The sequence below is a fragment of the Stenotrophomonas sp. YJH_SMC_53 genome (genome assembly GCF_059369995.1).
In genome coordinates, this window is sequence record NZ_JCAFTF010000018.1 from 44,651 (window position 1) to 65,219 (window position 20,569).

Below are 20,569 nucleotides of genomic sequence, written 5' to 3' on the forward strand. Positions count from 1 at the left end.
GGCTCAGCGCAGCGCCGACTGCAGCGCCTTGCGGATCACGGTGGCCACTTCGTCGCCTTCATTGAAGGCGTCGCGGGCCATGCGTGCCGCTTCGGCCGGCTTGTAGCCCAGCTGCTGCAGGGCCACGGTGGCATCGGACAGCGGGTCGGCCGGGGCCGGGCCGCTGCCGGTGGGCAGCGCGCCGCCGGCGCCGAACTGGGCGGCACGGTCACGCAGTTCCAGCACCATGCGCTCGGCAGTCTTCTTGCCGATGCCGGGGATGCGGGTCAGCGCGGTGATGTCACCGGCCTGGACCATGCGCGCGAACTCCTCGACGGAAACGCCGGACAGCACCGCCAGCGCGATCTTCGCGCCAATGCCACTGACCTTCTGCACGTCGCGGAACAGGCGCCGCTCCCCCTCGCGCAGGAAGCCGTACAGCGAAACGCTGTCTTCCTTCTGCGCGTAGTGGGTGTACAGCGTGACCTCGCGGCCGAGCTCGGGCAGGTCGTAGAAGGTGCTCATCGGCGCCTCCAGTTCGTAGCCCACCCCGTTCACATCCACCACCAGCCACGGCGGCGCCTTGTAGGCGACGATGCCGCGCAGTCGACCGATCATTGCGTGCAGCTCCTCATTTGCGGCCCCACGCCTGGCGGGCACTGAGCCCCAGGCGGTTGGCCGTTGCCCGTACGTGGGCATGGGTGATCGCCACCGCCAACGCGTCGGCCGCGTCGGCCTGCAGCTTGGTTTTCAGGTTGAGCATGAGCCCGACCATGTGTTGAACCTGTTGCTTTTCGGCGCCACCACGGCCAACCACGGCGAGCTTGATCTCGCTGGCGGCGTATTCGTGCACCGGCAGGTCGCGCAGCACCACGGCCGAGATCGCCGCGCCCCGGGCCTGGCCCAGCTTCAACGCCGAATCGGGATTACGGGCCATGAACACCTTTTCAATGGCCACTTCCTGCGGCTGGTACTCGCGGCACAGGTCGGCCAGGCCCAGCACCAGCAGCTTCATGCGCTGCGGGAAGTCGTCGGCGCCCAGCAGCACCAATGGCTGGTGGTGCACGTAGGTGACGCGGCCGGCGGCATCGACATCGATGATGCCGACCCCGGTCCGCTGCGAACCGGGGTCGATGCCGAGGATGCGGGTCATGCTGCACTCCTGGCGGGGCGGAACGGGATGCGCTGGCAGGCGTAGGGGCTCATGACTGTCCGCGGTGACCGTTCAACGGCCCGCGCCCAGGCCGTCGAAGACGGCTCAGGCGTAGGCGTCGGCGCCGAGTTCGGCGTTGGAATACACGTCCTGCACGTCGTCCAGGTCTTCGAGCATGTCCAACAGCTTCTTGACCTGCAGGGCGACATCGCCTTCAACCTTGATGTCGTTGTCCGCGCGGAAGGTGATCTCGGCGTGGTCGGCGACATGGCCGGCGGCGGCCATCGCATCCTTCACCGCGTTGAACGCGTCAGGGCTGGTGACCACATCGATCGAGCCGTCATCGGGGTAGACCACGATGTCATCGGCACCGGCCTCAATGGCCGCTTCGGTGATGGCTTCCTCGTCGGCCCCTGCGGCGAAGCTGAGCACGCCCAGGCGCTTGAACATGAAGGCCACCGAGCCCTCGGTGCCCATGTTGCCACCGCACTTGCTGAACGCATGGCGGACGTCGGCCACAGTGCGCACGCGATTGTCGGTCAGGCAGTCGACGATCACGGCCACGCCACCCGGGGCGTAGCCCTCGTAGCGGACTTCCTCGTAGTCGACGCCTTCCAGCTCACCGGTCGCCTTCTTGATGGCACGCTCGATCACGTCCTTGGACATGTTCACGGCCAGGCCTTTGTCCACGGCCACGCGCAGGCGCGGATTGTTGTTGGGGTCGCCTCCACCGCCGCGCGCGGCAACGCCGATCTCGCGGATGATCTTGGTGAAAATCTTGCCGCGCTTCGCGTCGGACGCGTTCTTGCGGGCTTCGATGGAGGGGCCTCTACCCATGGGTGCTACCGTCTGGCTGCTTCAGGATCAAGGCGCGGATTCTACCTGATCGGGCGCTGCAACCGTGTCTAGGCCCGTATTGTTGTAGAGCCGAGCCAATGCTCGGCTCAATGGGCCCGACGGAATGCAGCCGAGCATGGGCCCGGCTCTACAGGGCGGCCTGCCTCCCCCGCCCCTATGCTGCCGCCGCGTCGCGGCTGTGGTCGAACTTGCCATGGCGCAGGAAATGCGCGGTCTGCCGCGCGGCGTCGGGCGACACCACCAGGCCGCTGTGGCTGGTGCGGACCACGCAATGGTCGGCCAGGCCCGGCAGCCGGGTCTCGGCCAGTGCCACGGTGCCATCGGAGGCATCGTCGATGGCACCCAGCAGGCTGCCCAGCCCGTGCGGCACCGAGCCGGCAATCAGGCCAACCTCGGCCCTGCCCTGCCAGTCCGGCAGGCCATCGAGCAGCAGCTCGCTGCTGCGTCCCAGCGCCAGGCCCCAGCCGTGCTCGGACAACGAGCGTGCGGTGCCACTGCCGCGCAGCGGTGAACCCAGGCAGACCACCCGCTGCACCGGCAGCTGCGGATTGCGCCGCAGCGCTTCCAGCGCCAGCAACCCGCCCAGGCTGTGGCCGACCAGCGACAACGGCCCGGCGTCGGCCAACCGTTCCAGCAGCTGGGGCACCGCCACGTCGGGACCACCGAACACCGAGGAGTAACCGAACGCATGCACCTGGAAACCACGCGCGCGCAGGCGCCAGGCCAGCGGCCCGACCCAGGCGCGGGCATTCCAGATGCCATGCAGCAGCAATACGGGGGGAGTCATGCAAACAGCCTGGCGGTCAGCGGGGCAGGAACGTGAGGTGATTGAACACGCGCGCGCAGCAAGCGGCGGTGAACGTCAGGCCGCGCGCGGTGCGCGGCGCAGGATGAATTCCAGATCGTTGGTATCGCCAACCGGGAACAGGTACTCGCCGGCCTTCTCGAAACCATAGCGGGCGTAGAAGCGTTGCGCGCCGAAGTTCTCCGACCACACGCCCAGCCACAGCGTGCGCGGGCCTTCGCGCTCCAGCCAGGCCAGCGCGGTTTCCAGCAGCCGGCTGCCCCAGCCGCAGCTCTGCTGCGTCTTGATCAGGTACAGGCGCTTGAGTTCGCCGTCACCGGGTTTCACATCCGGATGCGGCAGGCCACAGGGGCCGGCGGCGGCATGGCCGACCGCCTCCCCATCCAGTTCCAGCAGCCACACCGCGTAATCGGGATGGGCCAGGATCACGCGCTGGCGCTCGAGCGTGTAGGCCTCCTCCAGGAAGGCCTGCAGGTCCTGCGGCGGGTACAGATGGCCGAAGGTTTCGGTGAACGTGCGGGCGGCCAGCGCCGACAGGGTCGGCGCATCGTCCACAGTGGCGCGGCGGATCGAATACATGCAGGAAGTTGACGCCAGGGCGAAGCGGGGGTCAAGCCTTTTCAGGCGACTCCGCTTCTTCTTCCTCGTCCTCTTCCTCGTACTCTTCTTCGTCCTCGTCGTCTTCTTCCTCGCCTTCCTCGTCCTCGTCGTACTCTTCCTCTTCGTCGTCCTCGTCGTACTCTTCCTCTTCGTCGTCCTCGTAATCCTCGACGCCGAAGTCTTCACCGTCCCAACGGCCTTCGCCGTCGGCGACGAAGGTCAGGGCCATTGCCGCCGGGTTGGTACCGACGCGGACCAGCCAACCACCGAACACACGTGCACGCTCGGTGACCAGGTTGGCCTCGGAGCCTTCATTGCCCAGCTTTTCCCACTCCAGCGAAAACGCAAACTCGGTCATTGCCTGGATCTCCTGATCAGTTGGTCTTGGGGCGAACCTGGATGTGCACTTCGGCCAGCTGCGCGTCGACGATCGGCGACGGCGCGTCGGTCATCAGATCCTGTGCACCGGTGGTCTTGGGGAACGGGATGACGTCGCGGATCGATTCGGTGCCGGCCATCAGCGCGGCGATGCGATCGATGCCGAAGGCGATGCCACCGTGCGGTGGCGCGCCGTAGTTCAGCGCGTCGAGCAGGAAGCCGAACTTGGCGCGGGCTTCTTCGGCACCGATGCCGAGCAGCTCGAACACTGCGCTCTGCATGTCCGGACGGTGGATACGGATCGAACCGCCGCCGATTTCATTGCCGTTGAGCACCATGTCGTAGCCGCGCGAGACGGCGGTACGGGCGTTGGCGCGCAGGTCGGCGATGTCATCCACGGCCGGTGCGGTGAAGGGGTGATGCAGCGCGACGTAGCGCTGTTCTTCCTCGTCCCATTCGAACATCGGGAAGTCGGTGACCCACAGCGGCGCCCAGCCATCGGCGATCAGGCCGAAGTCCTTGCCAGCCTTCAGGCGCAGCGCGCCCATGAAGTCGGAGACCTTGTTGTAGCCGCCAGCGCCGAAGAACACGATGTCGCCGTTGCCGGCGCCAACATGGGCCACCAGCGCAGCGAAGGAGGCCTCGCTGAAGAACTTCTGGATCGGCGAGCTGATTTCGCCGTTGTCGGCGATCTTGATGTAGGCCAGGCCCTTGGCGCCGTACTTGGCGGCATGCGCGGAGTACTCGTCGATCTGCTTGCGGCTCAGCGCTGCACCGCCCGGGATGCGCAGCGCGGCGACGCGGCCTTCGGCATCGTTGGCCGGGCCGGTGAACACCGGGAACTCGCTGTCCTTGACCAGCTCAGCCACGTCGACCAGCTCCAGCGCGATGCGCAGGTCCGGCTTGTCCGAACCGTAGCGACGCATCGCCTCGGCCCAGGTCATGCGCGGGAAGCTGGCATCCAGCTGGACGTCGACCACTTCCTTGAAGATGGCGCGGATCATGTCTTCGACGAAGTCCTGCACGTCGCGCTCGCGCACGAAGGCGAATTCCATGTCCAGCTGGGTGAACTCCAGCTGGCGATCGGCACGCAGCGCTTCGTCGCGGAAGCAGCGCGCGATCTGGTAGTAGCGGTCGAAGCCGGCCACCATCAGGATCTGCTTGAACAGCTGCGGGCTCTGCGGCAGGGCGTAGAACTCGCCCGGGTGCATGCGCGCCGGCACCAGGAAGTCGCGCGCGCCTTCCGGGGTGGCCTTGGTCAGGATCGGGGTTTCGATGTCCTGGAAGCCCTTCTCGTCCAGGTGGCGGCGCAGGGCCTGCACCAGCTTGATGCGGGTGCGCTGCATGCGCTGCATTTCCGGACGGCGCAGGTCCAGGTAGCGGTACTTCAGGCGGGTTTCCTCGCCCGGGTTCTCGTGGGCGTGGAACGGCAGCGGCGCGGCCTTGTTCAGCACAGTGATGGCAGTGGCGATCACTTCCACCTTGCCGGTGCGCATCTTGTCGTTCACCGCGTGGCGGGCGCGCACGACGCCCTCCACCTGCAGCACGTCTTCGTAGCCCAGCGAAGCCGCCACGGCGAACACTTCGGCGTTGTCGACCTCCACGGTCACCTGCACGATGCCTTCATGATCGCGGAGATCAATGAAGCAGACGCCGCCCTGGTTACGGGCCACGTCGGTCCAACCGGCGAGGGTGACAGTCTGGCCAATCAGGGTCTCGTCGACCAGGCCGCAGAAGTGGGTACGCATTGGGGGAAGCTCCGCTGGAGAACGCCGGCACCGGATGGGGGCCGGAAAGCCTCGTATTCTGCGGCCGAGGCCCCGGCCGGGGCAAATCCGGCCAGTCACACCGGCTTGATCATCCCCCTCCCTATAGTCAGGCACCTGCCACCGTATGGGATGCCGCCATGAATCCGCTGTCCCTGGCCCGCCTGGCCGTGACCCTGAGCCTGGGCACCATCGCCACGCTCGCCCTGCCCTCCGCCCCGGCCGCCGCGCAAAGCGGGGTGATCCGTTGCGAGAGCCAGAACAACCGAGAACGCGTGTGCAACACAGGCTGGCGCAATGCGCAGCTGGTCCGCCAGCTCTCCGGCAGCGCCTGCGACGAGGGCCGCACCTGGGGCAGCCGCAATGGCAGCATCTGGGTCACCAATGGCTGCCGCGCCGAATTCGTCGAGGCCCGTGGTGGCTGGGGCGGCGGCAACGGCGGTGGCTGGGGCGGCAGCAATGGCCGGCCCGGCGAAACCATCCGCTGTGAGAGCCAGAACAATCGCGAACGCAGCTGCCCGGTCGGCTGGCGCAATGCCCGCCTGGTCCGCCAGCTGTCCGGCAGCCCCTGCGACGAAGGCCGTACCTGGGGAGTGCGCAACGGCGCGGTGTGGGTCAGCAACGGCTGCCGCGCCGAATTCGCCGAAGCTCGCGGATGGGGTGGCGGCGGGGGCGGTGGCTGGGGCGGCGGCAACAGCAACTACTCCATCACCTGCAGCAGCAACAACAACCGCACGCAGAACTGTGACTGGGATGAGCGCCAGGGCCGGCCGGTGCTGCAGCAGCAGCTGTCCGGCAGCGCCTGCCAGGAGGGCCGCAGCTGGGGCTACGCACGGGGCCAGGTGTGGGTGAGCAACGGTTGCCGGGCGCGCTTCGGTACGCGTTGAGTTGCGGCGTCGGATCCCTGGCCAGCGGCCGGGGCTCTGACCCGACCAGGTATCCCGCTTCCACGCATGGCGCGGATCTACTGGGGGTCTTTCCGGGGGCGGAGCGCTTTACAGGAGGCATCCGACCCCGCGATCACGGTGCGGGCGCTTTGTCGTCACCCCACGGCGGCGGCGGCAGATCGACCGGCTTGCTCAGGTCGAACTTCACGCGGAAGCGGCGGCCGTCCGGGCGGCCCAGCTCGTAGACGAAGGTCTGGTCGGGGTCGATCTCCATCGCCCAGGTGTTGTGCGTGGAGGCCAGCATGTCGGCACGACGGAACATCGCCACCGAATCGGAGTCGGCCGGGAACTGCTGGCGCTCGGCGGTGCCCGGTGGCGTGCTGTCGCCGCCATAGAGGGTGATCGCATCCGCGCTGCCATCCTGATGGCGATGATCGTGCTTCAGGCGCAGGCCGTTTTCGGTGCGGGTCAGCACCCAGGTGCGCGAGTGGTCATCCCCCACATGGAAGGGAATCCGCAATTCATGGGCAGGATCGGCACAGCCGCGCACATGCATGACCAGGCGCTGCCCGGCGAACGGGTCCTTGCCGGTCGGCGCCGGCGTGTCCTCCACCACCCGGCCTTCAAAGGCCTGGCCGCAATGCGCGGCGATGGCGGCCATGAAGGCATCGGCCGGTGCGGTCGCCAGATCATGGGCGACCGTATCGGAACGCTGCGAGCAGGCAGCGAGGCTGAGCAGGAGGGCGGAAGCGGCAACAACGGCAGGCAGTCTCATGCCCCAACCCTAACGACCCGGGCCGGTGCGCGCAAACCGCGCTGACCGGCCACGTCACGTCAGGGGTGCAGCCAGACCTCGCAACCGCCCACGTCCTGCTTCTGGCCACCGGCGGCATAGCGGCGGGTGATCTCGGCCAGCCATTGCACGCGCCCGGGGCTGCTGCCCACCTGGTTGGGGCAGTTGACCAGCGCGGCCAGCGGCAGTCCCCCCAGTGCTGCGTCATCTGCAGCCAGCGATGCGAGCACGTCGTCCGATGCCCAGTCCGGAATCATCACGGCACGGCGGCCGGAGAAATACGGCAGCTCGGAGGACCAGTCCTGACCGAACGCGACCACCACGCCCTGCGCCGGGGTGCCGGTCCGGATGGCCTCGGCGATCTGCGAAACCGGTGTCGGCTGGTGGGCTTCCCTGATGTCCTTCAGCGACTTCACCAGGCCAAAGCCCACCGACAGCACGCACAGGAAGATCGCCAGGGCGACGCCACGGCGCGGCTTGCCCACCGCTTCGGCCGCCAGCACCGTCGACCACAGCACCAGGCCGATGATCGAAGTGGCGAACACGATGTTTGCCGCCTGGTAGTAGGGATGGGCGATGTGCAGGTTGGTGAAGACCAGGAACGGCGCCAGGTAGGCCAGCAGCAGGATCCCCACTGCCACGCGCGTGCGCTTCTGCCACAGCCCGGCAATGATGAAAATGAGGAAGATCCAATTGGAGCCGATCGCACCGGAGAAGCGCTTCTTGAACACGGTGCCCCACCAGGTGGCCGGATCCAGGCGCTGCTGCAGGGTGCCGTAGTTCCAGGTGGACAGTGCATCGGAGGTGATCTGCCGGCCCAGCGCCGACTGCGCCTTCAGCGCGTCGGCGTGCTGCAGCCACAGGCTGAGCGTGGCCAGCACGGCAAGCGCGGACAGGCCACCCCAGAACATCAGGCGCCAATGCTGCTGCAGCCACTGCGGGCGCCAGCCATGCTCGTGCAGGGCCAGCCACAGGAAGGCCAGTGCAACGAATGCGGCAAAGCCGAAGAACGAGGTGACCTTGATGGCTGCCGACAGCACCGCTGCGACGATGGCGACCAGGCCGACCCACACGCGCGGCTGGCTGCGCAGGCGCGCCATCGCCCAGACAAAGAGCAGGCCGAAGAACACCGCGCTGGACTCCATCATCACCGAGCGCCCCCAGAACTGCGCGTACGGCGAGACGGCAAAGGCGCCGGCCACGCACAGCGCCAGCGTGCGGTCAGGGCGCCATGCCAGCAGCGTGCGGTAGACCAGCCAGACGCAGCCGACATGGAAAGCAGTGGAGACCAGCCGCCCGCTGTTGTCCGCACTCATGCCGGTGAGGCTGGACAGCAACGCCGCCAACCACTGGTAGAACGGGAACTCGAAGGGAATCGACCAGGGCGCGCCCAGCACCGGGGTCACGTAGTCCAGCCAGGGGCCACCGCGCAGCAACCAGTCGATCGACAGTGCAGTCTGCGTCTGCCGGAAACCGGAGGCATCGACCGGTGGCATCGACCAGCTGCAGACCAGCAGGATCAGCAGCGCGACCGCCGAAAACCACAACAGGATCTTGCCCGGCAACAGGCTGCGGTCTGGGTTGCTTTCCTGGGTCACGCCTGTTGCTCCTGACTGTGGCCGCCCACGACAGGGCGCGCTTCACGGGCGCGCAGTGTCTGTGTTGACGCACGGGAGTGCAAGCCGCTGCGCGGCTGCGGCTCAGCCCTGCGGTGGCAGCGGGGCCTTCGGTGGCTCGGCGTGGACGACTTCGGTGGCCGCTACCGGTGCGGTCTCGCCCTCGCCCGCCGGTTCCTGCTCCACCGGATCGACGTCGAAGGGTGTGCGGAACACCAGCGACGGCAGCAGCGTGGTCAGTGCGGCGTACAGCAGCAACGCACCGAACAGTACCGCCGGAATCTGGAAACGCTCGCGCATGATCGCCGCCAGCACCAGAGTGAAGATCAGGGTCGGGGCCAGCGCCAGCGAGACCCGCAGGCTGCTGCGGAAGCTCTCGCCGAACATCACCCGGCGCTGCAGCCAGACCACGCCGATGCGCAGCGGCAGCACCACCAGGGTGATCACGATGCCCAGCCCCAGCGCCTCGAAGCTCAACGCTTCGCTGGGCACCTTGGTGCCCGCGTTGAAGAAGTAGAACGGCACGAAGAACGAGGCGAACAGACGCAGCGCGTGCAGGTTCTCGTGAGAGGCCAGCAGCGGCATGCGCTGGTGCAGCAGGCGCGCGACCAGGCCGGCAATGAACGCGCCGACCAGGTAATACACGCCCAGCAGGTAGGTGATGTAGGCCGCCACCATGCCGACCATCACCAGCAGCGAGAACTCCGAACCCGGCGCGTGCGGCGCCACCCAGCGGCCCAGCGCGATGAACAGCAGCGGCAGGCCGACCATCATCGCCAGCAGCGCCAGGCTGGACAGCGCCATGTGGCCCGGATCGCCGGCCTGCAGCACGATGAACAAGGCAGCCAGCGCCAGCAGCTCACCGGCGATGGCCTTGCTGGTCACCCAGAACCGTTCGTCCTCACTCAGGCCCAGCCGCGACAGCGAGTCCATGATGAAACCGGTGGAGGGCGTCAGCAGCGCCAACGCCAGCAGCCCGGCGGCCTGCCACGGCAATCCTGCGTAACGCCAGGCCAACCAGCCGACGCCGAACAGCGTGCCGGTACGGATGACCAGATGTGCCAGCAGCGGCCACATACCCCGGCGCAGCGCCTGCAGATCCACTTCCAGGCCGGCGAACAGGAACAGCGAGGAAATGCCCAGGGTGGCCAGCAGTCCGATCACCGCATCATGTGCCTGATCCCCCAGCCAGAGCATGCCGATGATGCCGAACAGCAGGCAGGTCAACGGGGCAGGCAGGCTGAAACGCTGCAACGCGCGTGGGATCACCAGCAGCGCGAAGATCAGCAACAGGTAGATCAGTTCATGGCTCATGGGGTCTTCCGTGGGGTTGGAACGCGCGCAGGATGCGCGCGCTGAACCGATCCGGCAAGCCATTTTCAAATGACCCCGGTTACCTCATCCGATCATCGCGTCGGCCAGCGCCCCCACCCGTGCAAGCACCGCTGCGCGCTGATCGTCATCGACCGACGCGCCCTGCAGATAGGCGGTGACCACCCACGCTGCGCCGCCCGCATGCGGCCACAGCACGGCAATGTCGTTGCGCGTGTCATCACCGTTGCTGCCGGTCTTGTCCCCCACCCGCCAGCGCTTGCCCAGCCCGGCGCGCAGGCAGGCATCGCCGGTCTGGTTGTCGATGAGCCAATCAGTGAACTGCTGGCGCGATGCCGGCTGCAGGCCATTGCCCACCGCGAAGCGGGCCAAGCTGGTGGCCATCGCGGCCGGGCTGGTGGTATCGCGCGGGTCTCCCTTCGCGAACAGATTCACGTCCGGCTCGTTGCGGTCATTGCGGGTAACGCTGTCGCCCTGCCCGCGCAGGAATGCCGTCAGCGCCGACGGCCCGCCCACCACCTCCAGCAGCAGGTTGGCCGCCGTGTTGTCGCTGGTGGTCAGCGTGCCCCGGCACAGGTCGCGCACCGTCAGGTCCTTGCCCACATGGCGGCGCGCCACCGGGGCGTAGGACAGCAGATCCTTTTCGGCGATGGGCACACGTGTGTCGAGCGAAACGCGGCCTGCATCGGCAAGGCTCAGCACATGGGCAACCAGCATCGACTTGAACGTGCTGCACATCGGGAAGCGCTCGTCCTGACGATGTCCGCCGATGCGACGGCCGTTACCGGTGTTCAGCACGGTGACGCCCAGACGGCCACCGCTGGCCTTCTCCAGCGCGGCGAAATCGGCGGCGCCGGCAATGGCGGCGTTCGCGGCGGTTATGCCAGACGAGGCGGAAACCGGTTGCGCCAGCGCCGGGGCAAGCAGCGAGGACGCAACGGCAGCACCACTGAACTGCAGGAATCGGCGACGGGCGAGCATAGGGGTTCTCCTGGTGACCGCTCGATTATTGGCGCTTCCCCTGCAGCCGACCAGCGCGAAGAATAATGGCAAGCCATAAGTTGAACTCATACCTGTCGTAATCAACTTGTTGAGATTTACGAAATTCCTTATTGAACGGTAGGATCAGCCATCACCCTGGCTCACGGCTTTCCGATGCTGCACCCGACCCTGCCGCTCAACGCGCTGCGTGCTTTTGAAGCCGCCGCCCGCCATCAGAACTTCACCCGTGCCGCGCTCGAGTTGTGCGTCAGCCAGGCCGCGCTGAGCCACCAGATCCGGGGCCTGGAAGACCGGCTCGGCATCCGCCTGTTCCATCGCCTGCCGCGCGGCGTGGCGCTGACCGATGAAGGCGCAGCACTGTATCCGGTGCTCAACGAATCGTTCGAACGCATCTCGGCCAGCATCGCGCGCTACACCGGCGGGCCCGCCCGCGAAGTGCTGACGCTGGGGGTGGTCGGCACCTTCGCCACCGGTTGGCTGCTGCCACGGCTGGCCGCATTCGAGGCCGCGCATCCGGACATCGAGCTGCGCCTGCAGACCCACAACAACCGCATCGACCTGGCCGGCGAGGGGCTGGATCTGGCCATCCGCTTCGGTGATGGCGACTGGCAGGGCCAGGCCTGCACGGCGATCCTCAATGCGCCCTTCGCGCCGCTGTGCGCCCCGGCATTGGCGCGGCGGCTGAAGCAGCCGCGCGACCTGGCCACGCTGCCGTTGCTGCGTTCCTATCGCAGCGACGAATGGCCGCGCTGGCTGCAGGCGGCCGGCGTCAGCGGCGTGGAAGCACGTGGGCCGGTGTTCGATTCCTCGCTGACGGTGGCGATGGCCGCCGCCGGCGGTGCCGGCGTGGCCTTGCTGCCGCTGCGCATGTTCGAGCAGGAACTGGCCGAAGGCCGCCTGCTGCAGCCGTTCGGCACCACGCTGGAGCTGGGCCGATACTGGCTGACGCGGCTACGTTCGCGCGCCGAGCGCGAGCCGGCCAAGCGCTTCCGCGAGTGGCTGCAGGCGCAGGGCGCGTAGGCAGTGCCGGCCGCTGGCCGGCAATCCCTTGATCGTTGTGGGCGCATCGCGCTGCCGGCCAGCGGCCGGCACTACCGGTCAGGACTCGAGCAGTTCCATCCAGGCCGCTTCGGCCTTTTCCAGCTGCGCGGCAGCGGTTTCGCGGTCACGGCCGATCACCGCCATGCGGCTGGCATCGGCATAGTTGGCCGGGTCGGCGAGTTGGCGGTCCAGCTCGGCCAGCGCACCTTCCAGCTCGGCCACCTTGGCCTCGGCGGCGGCCAGCTTGTGCGGGTTCACGGGCTTTTTCTGCACCACCTGTGCCACCGGGGCGGTCTTGACCACCACCGGCTCTTCCACCTGCTCCATCCGGGCCTTCGTGCCCTGCGCCTGCGGACGGGTGCGCAGCCACGCGGCGTATGCATCCAGGTCACCGTCGAACGGCTCGACCACGCCATCGGCCACGCGCCAGTAGGTATCGCAGACCAGGCCGATCAGGTGGCGGTCATGCGAGACCATCACGATCGCGCCTTCGAAGGTGGCCAGCGCTTCGGCCAGCGCTTCGCGCATTTCCAGGTCAAGGTGGTTGGTCGGTTCGTCCAGCAGCAGCACGTTCGGCTGCTGCCAGGCGATCAGCGCCAGCGCCAGGCGCGCGCGCTCGCCACCGGAGAAACCATCGACCGGCTCGAACGCACGGTCGCCCGGGAAATTCCACTTGCCAAGGAAATCGCGGAACGACTGGTTCGGCGCATCCGGGGCAATCTCGCGGAAGTGCTCCATCGGCGACTGGCCTTCGTGCAGCGACTCCACCGTGTGCTGGGCGAAGTAGCCGATCTTCAGGTCCGGGTGCGCCATGCGCTCACCGACGATCGGCGCCAGTTCACCCACCAGGGTCTTCACCAGGGTGGTCTTGCCGGCGCCGTTCGGGCCGAGCAGGCCAATGCGCTGGCCCGCTTCCAGGCCGAATCCGACGTTGTGCAGGATCACCGCGTCCTGGCCATAGCCAGCCTCGACGTGATTCAGGCGGATCAGCGAGAACGGCAGCTTGGCCGGCGGCGCGAACTCGATGCGGAACTCGCGTTCGGCGCGCACCGCTTCGGTGCCGGCCAGCTTGGCCAGGCGCTTCATGCGGCTCTGCGCCTGCGCGGCCTTGCTGGCCTGCGCCTTGAAGCGGTCGATGAAACTCTGCAGGTGGGCACGCTCGGCCTGCTCCTTCTCGTGCGCGATCTGCTGCTGGCGCAGCTGTTCGGCGCGCTGGCGCTCGAAATCGGTGTAGCCGCCCGGGTAGAGCTTGGCGCCGCCGCCGTGCAGGTGCAGGGTATGGGTGGCCACGTTGTCGAGGAACTCGCGGTCATGCGAGATCAGCAGCAGGGTGCCCGGGTACTTCAGCAGCCACTGTTCCAGCCAGTACACCGCGTCCAGATCGAGGTGGTTGGTCGGTTCGTCGAGCAGCAGCAGGTCGCTGGGCATCATCAGCGCGCGGGCCAGGTTCAGGCGCACGCGCCAGCCACCGGAGAACGAGGACACCGCGCGGTGGTGGGTCTCGGCCGGGAAACCAAGGCCGTGCAACAGCTTGCCGGCGCGCGCTTCGGCGTCGTAGGCGCCCATCTCGGCCATCTTCGTGTGTGCGTTGGCCACCGCCTCCCAGTCTTCGCGGGCGGTCGCCTCGGCCTCTTCGGCCAGCACCGCGGCCACCTCGGTATCGCCGCCCAGCACGAAGCTCAGCGCCGGGTCCGGCAGCGACGGGGTTTCCTGGGCCACGCTGGCGATACGGACCTTGCCGGGCAGGTCGACGTCACCCTTGTCGGCCTCCAGTTCGCCCTTCACCGCCGCGAACAGGCTGGATTTGCCAGCACCGTTGCGGCCGACCACACCTACCCGGTAACCGGCGTGCAGGGTCAGGTCGACATTGGACAACAGCAGCCGCTCGCCGCGGCGCAAGGCGAAATTACGAAGGGAGATCATCGGGGAAGGGGTCCATATAACCGGATGGAATGTGCTGGTGAGCACTGTTCCTGCGACGCAATTCTAGCGTTAACGAATACTTGACGCGTCCCGGGATGCGCAGTGGCCGACGTTCCTCTCTCCCACGTCCTCGCCGCGCGCGTCCCGGGTCTCCTCCCCGCCGATGCCTGTCCGGGCTAAATGGTTGCTGCTGCAACGTTTTTTCCGATGACCGGCATTTGACAGGCACTGAATATCCCGTTAATTGCTGTATTGCGCACCGCAACAACCGCCGTCCGCCTCACCCCCGTGATGTCGATTCCGGTGCCGCCCCCGCCAACCGGAGCCCATCCCGATGACCCGCAAGACCAGCCTGATCGCCGCCGCCGTCGCTGTCGCACTCGGTGGCTCTCCGTTCGTCGCCGCCGCCCAGCAGGCCGGCACCACCGCCAACACCCTGGACACCGTGATCGTCACCGGCACCCGCGTGGCCGACCGCACCGTCGCCGAATCGCAGTCGCCGATCGACATCATCACCCCCGAAGCGCTGCAGTCCACCGGCACCAGCGAACTGGCCACCGCCCTTTCACGCGCCCTGCCCTCACTGAACTTCCCGCGCCCGGCACTGACCGACGGCACCAGCGGCGTGCGCCCGGCGCAACTGCGCGGCCTGTCGCCGGACCAGGTGCTGGTGCTGGTCAACGGCAAGCGCCGCCACACCTCAGCGATGATCAACGTCAACGGCAGCATCGGTCGTGGCTCGTCAGCGGTGGACATCAACGCGATCCCGATCGCCGCGATCGAGCGCGTGGAAGTGCTGCGCGACGGCGCGTCGGCGCAGTACGGCTCGGACGCTATTGCCGGCGTCATCAACATCGTGCTCAAGGGCAGCGGCAGTGGCGGCAGCCTGGCCGTGGACTACGGCCAGTACTCCGCCGGCGACGGCAACAAGTACCAGCTTTCCGGCGATACCGGCGTCGAGTTCGGCAACGGCCGTGGCCGCGTGCACGTGGCCGGCCAGATCAGCCAGCAGGATGAAAGCAACCGCGCCGGCCCGTACCGCGGCACCACGCCGAACACCGGCAACTTCCCCAGCATCGGCCAGAAGACCTTCATCGTCGGCGACCCGCGCGCGGATGCCACTGCTGCGTCGGCCAACGCCAGCTTCGACTTCAGCGACCACGTGACCGGCTACGCCAGCGCGCTGCTCAGCAATCGCGACATCACCTCGTTTGCGTTCTACCGTTCGCGCAACCACAGCGGGCAGAGCGCGCTGCTGGCGCAGACCTATCCGGACGGCTACGTGCCGGAGATCAACCAGTATTCCAAGGACCGCTCGCTGGTGGCCGGGGTCAAGGGCAACACCGACAGCGGCTGGACCTGGGACCTGAGCCTGAACCACGGCGAGAACACCCTCGATTTCCACACCCGCAACAGCATCAACTACAGCCTCGGTGCGACCAGCCCGCGCTCGTTCTACGACGGCACGCTGAAGTACCAGCAGGACATCTTCAACGCCGACCTGACCAAGTCGCTGGACTGGGGCCTTGCCTACCCGGTCACGCTGTCCTTCGGCGGTGAGTACCGCAAGGAGAAGTGGGACCAGAACCCGGGCGAACTGAACTCGTACACCGGCAGCGGCGCGCAGGGCTTCGCCGGCTTCACCCCGACCAATGAAGTGCATGCCGACCGCCACAACTACGCGGTCTATGCGGGCCTGGAAGCGGACCTGACCGAGAAGTTCTCGGCCGGCATCACCGGCCGCTACGAGGACTACTCGGACTTCGGCGACCGCTTCTCCGGCAAGCTGTCGGCGCGGTATGCGTTCACCGACAAGGTCGCGCTGCGTGCCACCGCCTCCAGCGGCTTCCGTGCACCGTCGCTGGCGCAGCAGGGCTACCAGGCGGTCACCAGCCAGTTCCTCAACGGCGTGTTCGTCGAGCGCGGCACCTTCCCGACCACCAGCCCGGCCGCGCAGGCACTGGGCGCCTCGCCACTGAAGGCCGAGACCTCCACCTCCTACAGCCTGGGCCTGGTACTGCAGCCGGTCGACCGCCTGTACATCACCGTCGATGCGTACCAGATCGACATCGATGACCGCATCGCGCTGTCGTCCAGCATCACTACCAACGCGGCCTCCAGTGCCCTGCTGGCCGGGTTGGGTCTGCCGCAGGTGACTGCGTTCTCGTACTTCACCAACGGCCTGGATACGCGCACCCGTGGCGTCGACTTCGTGTCCAGCTACACGGTGCCGTTCAGCGCCAGCAGCCTGGAGCTGACCGCCGCCTACAGCTACAACGACACCGAAGTGCGCCGTGTCGACGGCACTCCGGCGGTGTTCGGCACCCTGGGCCTGACCCAGTCGCTGATCGGCCGTGATGAGATCGGTCGCATCGAGGACAGCTACCCGCGCGACAAGGCGATCCTGAGTGGCACCTGGCGTTCGGATCACTGGGAACTGGGCCTGGCCGCAACCCGCTACGGCAAGTTCACCGTGCGCAACTCGGCCACCGCGCTGCGCGACCAGACCTACGGCGATGCCTGGGTGGTGGATGCCTCGGCCAGCTACAAGCCGAGCAGCAACTGGACCCTGACCGTGGGCGCCGACAACCTGCTGGACAAGTACCCGGACCGCACCGAAGACCTGCAGAACTCCACCTTCGGCATGCTGCCGTACAGCAACTACTCGCCGTTCGGCTTCAACGGCGCGTATGTGTACGGGCGGATCAAGTACACCTGGTAAGCGGTAATGGGGGCGCCGTGCCCTGCCCGGCGCTGCTCCACACACCCGCCGGCGACCTCGGGGCAGGCGCGGTCCTGACCGTATACCGTTGCCAGCTCCTGCACCCGGTTTCCAGGCTGTGCTCTGTTGCACGCGCCTCATAGGCCGTCCCGTGCATAATCAGCGGACCAACGAAGGAGCCGCTCCGTGACGAGAGCCTGCATCACTCGCCGCCATGTGTACGCTGCGCTCGCGTGGGTTGCGCTGGCGGCCCCCCTGTCAGGGTGTTCAGGAGATCACGTGAAACCCAGCTATTCCAAATCGAGCCTTGAGCCGGTCGTCGTCACCCAGCTCTCCGCGTCGAAGCTCCAGGTCCAGTTCAATGAACCGATGGAAAGCATGTATTACGCGGCAGGGATGAGCTATGTCGTGGAAGGGGACACCATGAAAGTCGTTGTCGATCGCTGTCCCATATCCGGCCAATGCACAACCATGCTGCGGCGCGACGTGAAGCCCGGACCTGCTGGCCCGGCCCGTCAGGAAATTCCCTTGATGGCGCCGCGCGTGGTGATGCTGTACGCCGATGGCGAAACACAGATTTTTCCGTAAGGGCATCCCATGAGCGACAAGGTCGTCCTCGGCATCCATAGTCACGTAGACCCCAATACACAGGGGTCGTTCAATCAGTTCGTGGACGGCCACGCCTGGATCTCGGTGACGCGAAACGGCCATACGACGTTCCATGGCCTGTGGCCAGACAACCATCCACTCGTTGAGGACAATGGCCCAGGTTCGGACATCCGCGAAGGCATGGAAGCCCGGGCCACATCTTCGGCCTCACGCTATTACGAATTGACTCCCGAGCAGGTCAAGCGACTTGACCAGGCCTTGGGCGAAAATGTCACCTGGTCATATGGCAATACCTGCGCATCGTGGGCGACCAGTACCGTGAACAAGGTTACTGGGCAGTCCCTGGATGCAGGCGAACTGCTGTTCACCGATACGCCGCGGGAGCTGATCGAGTCCATTCGCAAGGCAGAGCGCGTGCGGCCCACCAGTCCTTCGCAGCCGCAACCGGCAACCGAACGGCCGGAAACCAGCATCCCATCGCTGAGCGATGCCTCGGCATAGCTTCACCAGCAGGCACTCGCCGGCGTCCATGCGCTGGACGCATCGCTGGGTCGCACATCTGATGAATCCAGCCAACGCATCGCGGCCAGCCTCACCCAACTTGCCCGGGCACAAGGTCTGGAACGGATCGACCATGTGGTATTGGGCTTGCCGACTGGTCAGCCCCCAAGGCCGGAGAACATCTTCGTCATTCAAGGAGCCTTGGATGACCCGGGCCATCTGCGTGCCCCCATCAACATTGAAACGGCCCTTCAGCCATCCGTTGCGGAGTCGCTGCGGCAGATTCATCAGTTGGACAAGCAGTTGGCCGCCTCGCCGCAGCAGGCCGAGCCTGCCCTTGAAGAGACCCAGCGCCGGCAGATGGTGTGATCATCGACGGCTACGCCTGGAGCCCCCATAGGTAGGCTCCATTCGGCCCGTCAGGGCCTGCCATCTCTCAACAAGGCTTGATATCTCGCCCGTACAAGCCGCCCACGCAACGATCCGATACGCTGGACGGGTTTGCCGTATCTGGCCTCATCGGTGAAAATCGGGGCACCCCCGATTTCCTGCGAGTGCCGATGCACCATGACACCGACCTGATCAACATCGTGGCCGTTGGCCTGGGGCTCGCCTTCATCTTCGGCGCGCTGGCCAACAAGCTCCGCTTGTCTCCCTTGGTCGGTTACCTGGTTGCTGGCATCTGCGTAGGCCCGTTCACCCCTGGCTTCGTCGCCGACCAGGCGCTGGCCAACCAGCTGGCCGAACTGGGCGTGATGCTGCTGATGTTCGGCGTCGGCCTGCACTTCTCGCTGAAGGACCTGATGGCGGTCAAGGCCATCGCCATCCCCGGCGCCATCGGCCAGATCGCGGTGGCCACCCTGCTCGGCTGGGGCGTGGCCTCGCTGATGGGCTGGCCGGCCATTCACGGCGTCATCTTTGGTTTCTCGCTGGCCACGGCCAGTACCGTAGTACTGCTGCGGGCGATGGAGGAACGCCGTCTGCTGGAAACCATGCGCGGCAAGATCGCGGTCGGCTGGCTGATCGTGGAAGACCTTGCCTGCGTGCTGGCACTGGTGATGATGCCGGTGATGGCCGGTGTGTTCGGCCCCGACGCGGCCAAGGAGTCGCACTCGCTGGGCAGCGTGCTGGCCGACATCGGCTGGACCTTCGTGCAGCTGGGCCTGTTCGTGGCGGTGATGCTGGTGGTCGGACGCCGGGTCATCCCTTGGATCCTCGAACGTATCGCCGGTACCGGTTCGCGCGAACTGTTCACCCTGTCGGTGCTGGCAATCGCGCTGGGGGTGGCGTTCGGCTCGGCGATGCTGTTCGGCGTCTCGTTCGCGCTGGGCGCGTTCTTCGCCGGCATGCTGCTCAACGAATCGGAACTGAGCCACAAGGCCGCGCACGATTCGCTGCCGCTGCGCGATGCGTTCGCGGTGTTGTTCTTCGTCTCGGTCGGCATGCTGTTCGACCCCAACATCCTCGTCCAGCATCCGTGGCAGGTGCTGGCCACGGTGCTGATCATCATGTTCGGCAAGTCGGCAGCCGCGTTCTTCATCGTGCGTGCGTTCGGCCACCCGACCAGCACTGCGCTGACCATCTCGGCCAGCCTCGCCCAGATCGGCGAGTTCGCCTTCATCATCGCCGGCCTCGGCGTGGCGCTGCAGATCCTGCCGAAGGAAGGCCAGTCGCTGGTGCTGGCCGGCGCGCTGGTATCGATCATGCTCAACCCGCTGGTGTTCGGCCTGCTCGACCGATGGCAGGCCAAGCAGGAAAAGCAGCCGCAAACGCCGGAGCCGGAGGAGGCGACCGGCCCGTCGCGCGACCTGCATGACCATGCCATCGTGATCGGCTATGGCCGGGTGGGCAGCGAGCTGGCCCAGGTACTGCGCGATCGCGGCGTGCCGGTGCTGGTGATCGATGACAACAAAGAGCACGTCGAGCAGGCGCACGCCAGGGGCCTGGCCGCGATCCGTGGCAGCGCCGCCGCCGACCGGGTGCTGGCCGAGGCCCATCCGGAGCGGGCCAAGATCGCAGTGCTGGCGATCCCACAGCCGCTGGAAGCCGGCGAGGCACTGGCCAAGCTGCGTGCGATCAACCCGGACCTGACCCTGCTGGCACGTGCGCACAGCGATGCCGAAGTGAAGCATCTGCTGGAGCATGGTGCCGATGGCACGGTGATGGCCGAGCGCGAGCTGGCCTATTCGCTGGCGGAGATGGTCATGTCCACGCCGCCGTACCGGAATCTGGGACAGCACAGCATTCCGGTGGTATGAGGGGTGTACCTGCGGCAGGGCTTGCAGCCCTGCACCTGCCAAGGCAACGGCAAAGGCAAAGGCAAAAGCTGGTATTCCGTGGGATGGCGGGGTGGGTCCGGTTGCAGGGGCCGCTGCAAGTACCCCTCCGGGGCCCGGCCCAGCCGCTGGCGGCTGTGCGTTCGGGCGCTTGCGAAGCAGTGCTTCGCAAGCAAAGCGCCCTCACCCATGTAAGCTCGGTCGCCGCTTGCTCGTGTGCGCAATCCTGCGCACACGGCAAGACCGGGGTTGGGCGTCCTGCCCAACCCGCCCGAGGCATGCCTCGGGCCCATGCGGCTCACGCCCCCGCAACCGGACCCACCCCGCC

The 20,569-nt window shown here is 67.0% G+C and carries 18 protein-coding genes and 1 pseudogene; 7 read left to right on the forward strand and 12 right to left on the reverse strand.

The window, feature by feature from the left end:
* Nucleotides 1–3: 3 nt before the first annotated feature.
* The 7 genes from ruvA to aspS form a co-directional block, all read right to left on the reverse strand.
* Entirely contained in the window at nucleotides 4–597 is a 594-nt protein-coding gene (ruvA, locus tag AC5P7X_RS19685; RefSeq protein ID WP_005418517.1) for a Holliday junction branch migration protein RuvA, read from the reverse strand.
* A gap of 13 nt (nucleotides 598–610) precedes the next feature.
* Nucleotides 611–1,132, reverse strand: coding sequence for a crossover junction endodeoxyribonuclease RuvC (gene ruvC / locus AC5P7X_RS19690; RefSeq protein WP_005418518.1), 522 nt, complete (start codon nucleotides 1,130–1,132; stop codon nucleotides 611–613).
* A 105-nt stretch (nucleotides 1,133–1,237) separates the two neighbouring features.
* Entirely contained in the window at nucleotides 1,238–1,969 is a 732-nt protein-coding gene (locus AC5P7X_RS19695) for a YebC/PmpR family DNA-binding transcriptional regulator (protein WP_005418519.1), read from the reverse strand.
* Between the two features lie 175 nt (nucleotides 1,970–2,144).
* A complete protein-coding gene (locus AC5P7X_RS19700) occupies nucleotides 2,145–2,777 on the reverse strand; it encodes an esterase/lipase family protein (protein WP_032954421.1) in 633 nt (210 codons plus the stop codon).
* Between the two features lie 75 nt (nucleotides 2,778–2,852).
* Complete coding sequence (locus tag AC5P7X_RS19705) at nucleotides 2,853–3,374, reverse strand: GNAT family N-acetyltransferase (RefSeq protein ID WP_005418521.1); 522 nt, start codon at nucleotides 3,372–3,374, stop codon at nucleotides 2,853–2,855.
* 31 nt (nucleotides 3,375–3,405) lie between these two features.
* On the reverse strand, nucleotides 3,406–3,753 hold the full coding sequence (locus AC5P7X_RS19710) for a DNA primase (protein ID WP_495215273.1): 348 nt from the start codon (nucleotides 3,751–3,753) through the stop codon (nucleotides 3,406–3,408).
* A 16-nt stretch (nucleotides 3,754–3,769) separates the two neighbouring features.
* Entirely contained in the window at nucleotides 3,770–5,521 is a 1,752-nt protein-coding gene (gene aspS / locus AC5P7X_RS19715; protein ID WP_495215274.1) for an aspartate--tRNA ligase, read from the reverse strand.
* Nucleotides 5,522–5,679: 158 nt separating this feature from the next.
* On the opposite strand from aspS, the gene AC5P7X_RS19720 reads away from it, so the two are divergent.
* Nucleotides 5,680–6,426, forward strand: coding sequence for a DUF3011 domain-containing protein (locus AC5P7X_RS19720; RefSeq protein WP_346607918.1), 747 nt, complete (start codon nucleotides 5,680–5,682; stop codon nucleotides 6,424–6,426).
* A 133-nt stretch (nucleotides 6,427–6,559) separates the two neighbouring features.
* Here AC5P7X_RS19720 and AC5P7X_RS19725 read toward each other — a convergent pair whose 3' ends face one another.
* From AC5P7X_RS19725 to blaL2, 4 genes are all read right to left on the reverse strand, one after another.
* Nucleotides 6,560–7,201, reverse strand: coding sequence for a hypothetical protein (locus AC5P7X_RS19725; RefSeq protein WP_053501011.1), 642 nt, complete (start codon nucleotides 7,199–7,201; stop codon nucleotides 6,560–6,562).
* A gap of 59 nt (nucleotides 7,202–7,260) precedes the next feature.
* The gene (locus AC5P7X_RS19730; protein WP_346607920.1) at nucleotides 7,261–8,817 is read right to left on the reverse strand and encodes an ArnT family glycosyltransferase; all 1,557 of its coding nucleotides are present in this window, start codon (nucleotides 8,815–8,817) and stop codon (nucleotides 7,261–7,263) included.
* A gap of 102 nt (nucleotides 8,818–8,919) precedes the next feature.
* Entirely contained in the window at nucleotides 8,920–10,149 is a 1,230-nt protein-coding gene (locus tag AC5P7X_RS19735; protein ID WP_095377239.1) for a cation:proton antiporter, read from the reverse strand.
* Nucleotides 10,150–10,233: 84 nt separating this feature from the next.
* Complete coding sequence (gene blaL2, locus AC5P7X_RS19740) at nucleotides 10,234–11,148, reverse strand: L2 family extended-spectrum class A beta-lactamase (protein WP_053501017.1); 915 nt, start codon at nucleotides 11,146–11,148, stop codon at nucleotides 10,234–10,236.
* Between the two features lie 174 nt (nucleotides 11,149–11,322).
* Here blaL2 and ampR point away from each other — a divergent pair, with 174 nt between their 5' ends.
* Nucleotides 11,323–12,189 (forward strand): LysR family transcriptional regulator AmpR, encoded by an 867-nt coding sequence (gene ampR / locus AC5P7X_RS19745; RefSeq protein ID WP_053501019.1) that lies wholly within the window; start codon nucleotides 11,323–11,325, stop codon nucleotides 12,187–12,189.
* Between the two features lie 78 nt (nucleotides 12,190–12,267).
* On the opposite strand, the gene AC5P7X_RS19750 is transcribed toward ampR, so the two are convergent.
* A complete protein-coding gene (locus AC5P7X_RS19750) occupies nucleotides 12,268–14,133 on the reverse strand; it encodes an ABC-F family ATP-binding cassette domain-containing protein (RefSeq protein WP_188248007.1) in 1,866 nt (621 codons plus the stop codon).
* Nucleotides 14,134–14,467: 334 nt separating this feature from the next.
* On the opposite strand from AC5P7X_RS19750, the gene AC5P7X_RS19755 reads away from it, so the two are divergent.
* The 5 genes and pseudogenes from AC5P7X_RS19755 to ybaL all read left to right on the forward strand — a co-directional run bounded on the left by AC5P7X_RS19755 (nucleotide 14,468) and on the right by ybaL (nucleotide 20,223).
* A complete protein-coding gene (locus tag AC5P7X_RS19755; protein ID WP_329843600.1) occupies nucleotides 14,468–16,855 on the forward strand; it encodes a TonB-dependent receptor plug domain-containing protein in 2,388 nt (795 codons plus the stop codon).
* 279 nt (nucleotides 16,856–17,134) lie between these two features.
* Nucleotides 17,135–17,443, forward strand: a complete 309-nt coding sequence (locus tag AC5P7X_RS19760) for a hypothetical protein (protein WP_005418535.1) — start codon at nucleotides 17,135–17,137, stop codon at nucleotides 17,441–17,443.
* Nucleotides 17,444–17,452: 9 nt separating this feature from the next.
* Nucleotides 17,453–17,965 (forward strand): hypothetical protein, encoded by a 513-nt coding sequence (locus AC5P7X_RS19765; RefSeq protein WP_329843599.1) that lies wholly within the window; start codon nucleotides 17,453–17,455, stop codon nucleotides 17,963–17,965.
* Between the two features lie 12 nt (nucleotides 17,966–17,977).
* Nucleotides 17,978–18,334: pseudogene (locus AC5P7X_RS19770) on the forward strand (XVIPCD domain-containing protein); the annotation flags it as partial.
* 191 nt (nucleotides 18,335–18,525) lie between these two features.
* A complete protein-coding gene (gene ybaL / locus AC5P7X_RS19775; protein ID WP_053501185.1) occupies nucleotides 18,526–20,223 on the forward strand; it encodes a YbaL family putative K(+) efflux transporter in 1,698 nt (565 codons plus the stop codon).
* The last annotated feature ends 346 nt before the right edge of the window (nucleotides 20,224–20,569 follow it).

Bases quoted from the DNA above. Each gene is read 5' to 3' on its own strand.
- AC5P7X_RS19735 (WP_095377239.1), bottom strand. From the start codon at position 10,149: ATGAGCCATGAACTGATCTACCTGTTGCTGATCTTCGCGCTGCTGGTG.
- AC5P7X_RS19720 (WP_346607918.1), top strand. From the start codon at position 5,680: ATGAATCCGCTGTCCCTGGCCCGCCTGGCCGTGACCCTGAGCCTGGGC.
- ruvA (WP_005418517.1), bottom strand. From the start codon at position 597: ATGATCGGTCGACTGCGCGGCATCGTCGCCTACAAGGCGCCGCCGTGG.
- AC5P7X_RS19695 (WP_005418519.1), bottom strand. From the start codon at position 1,969: ATGGGTAGAGGCCCCTCCATCGAAGCCCGCAAGAACGCGTCCGACGCG.
- AC5P7X_RS19765 (WP_329843599.1), top strand. From the start codon at position 17,453: ATGAGCGACAAGGTCGTCCTCGGCATCCATAGTCACGTAGACCCCAAT.
- AC5P7X_RS19700 (WP_032954421.1), bottom strand. From the start codon at position 2,777: ATGACTCCCCCCGTATTGCTGCTGCATGGCATCTGGAATGCCCGCGCC.
- AC5P7X_RS19710 (WP_495215273.1), bottom strand. From the start codon at position 3,753: ATGACCGAGTTTGCGTTTTCGCTGGAGTGGGAAAAGCTGGGCAATGAA.
- ampR (WP_053501019.1), top strand. From the start codon at position 11,323: ATGCTGCACCCGACCCTGCCGCTCAACGCGCTGCGTGCTTTTGAAGCC.
- AC5P7X_RS19705 (WP_005418521.1), bottom strand. From the start codon at position 3,374: ATGTATTCGATCCGCCGCGCCACTGTGGACGATGCGCCGACCCTGTCG.
- AC5P7X_RS19750 (WP_188248007.1), bottom strand. From the start codon at position 14,133: ATGATCTCCCTTCGTAATTTCGCCTTGCGCCGCGGCGAGCGGCTGCTG.
- ybaL (WP_053501185.1), top strand. From the start codon at position 18,526: ATGCACCATGACACCGACCTGATCAACATCGTGGCCGTTGGCCTGGGG.
- blaL2 (WP_053501017.1), bottom strand. From the start codon at position 11,148: ATGCTCGCCCGTCGCCGATTCCTGCAGTTCAGTGGTGCTGCCGTTGCG.
- AC5P7X_RS19725 (WP_053501011.1), bottom strand. From the start codon at position 7,201: ATGAGACTGCCTGCCGTTGTTGCCGCTTCCGCCCTCCTGCTCAGCCTC.
- aspS (WP_495215274.1), bottom strand. From the start codon at position 5,521: ATGCGTACCCACTTCTGCGGCCTGGTCGACGAGACCCTGATTGGCCAG.
- AC5P7X_RS19755 (WP_329843600.1), top strand. From the start codon at position 14,468: ATGACCCGCAAGACCAGCCTGATCGCCGCCGCCGTCGCTGTCGCACTC.
- ruvC (WP_005418518.1), bottom strand. From the start codon at position 1,132: ATGACCCGCATCCTCGGCATCGACCCCGGTTCGCAGCGGACCGGGGTC.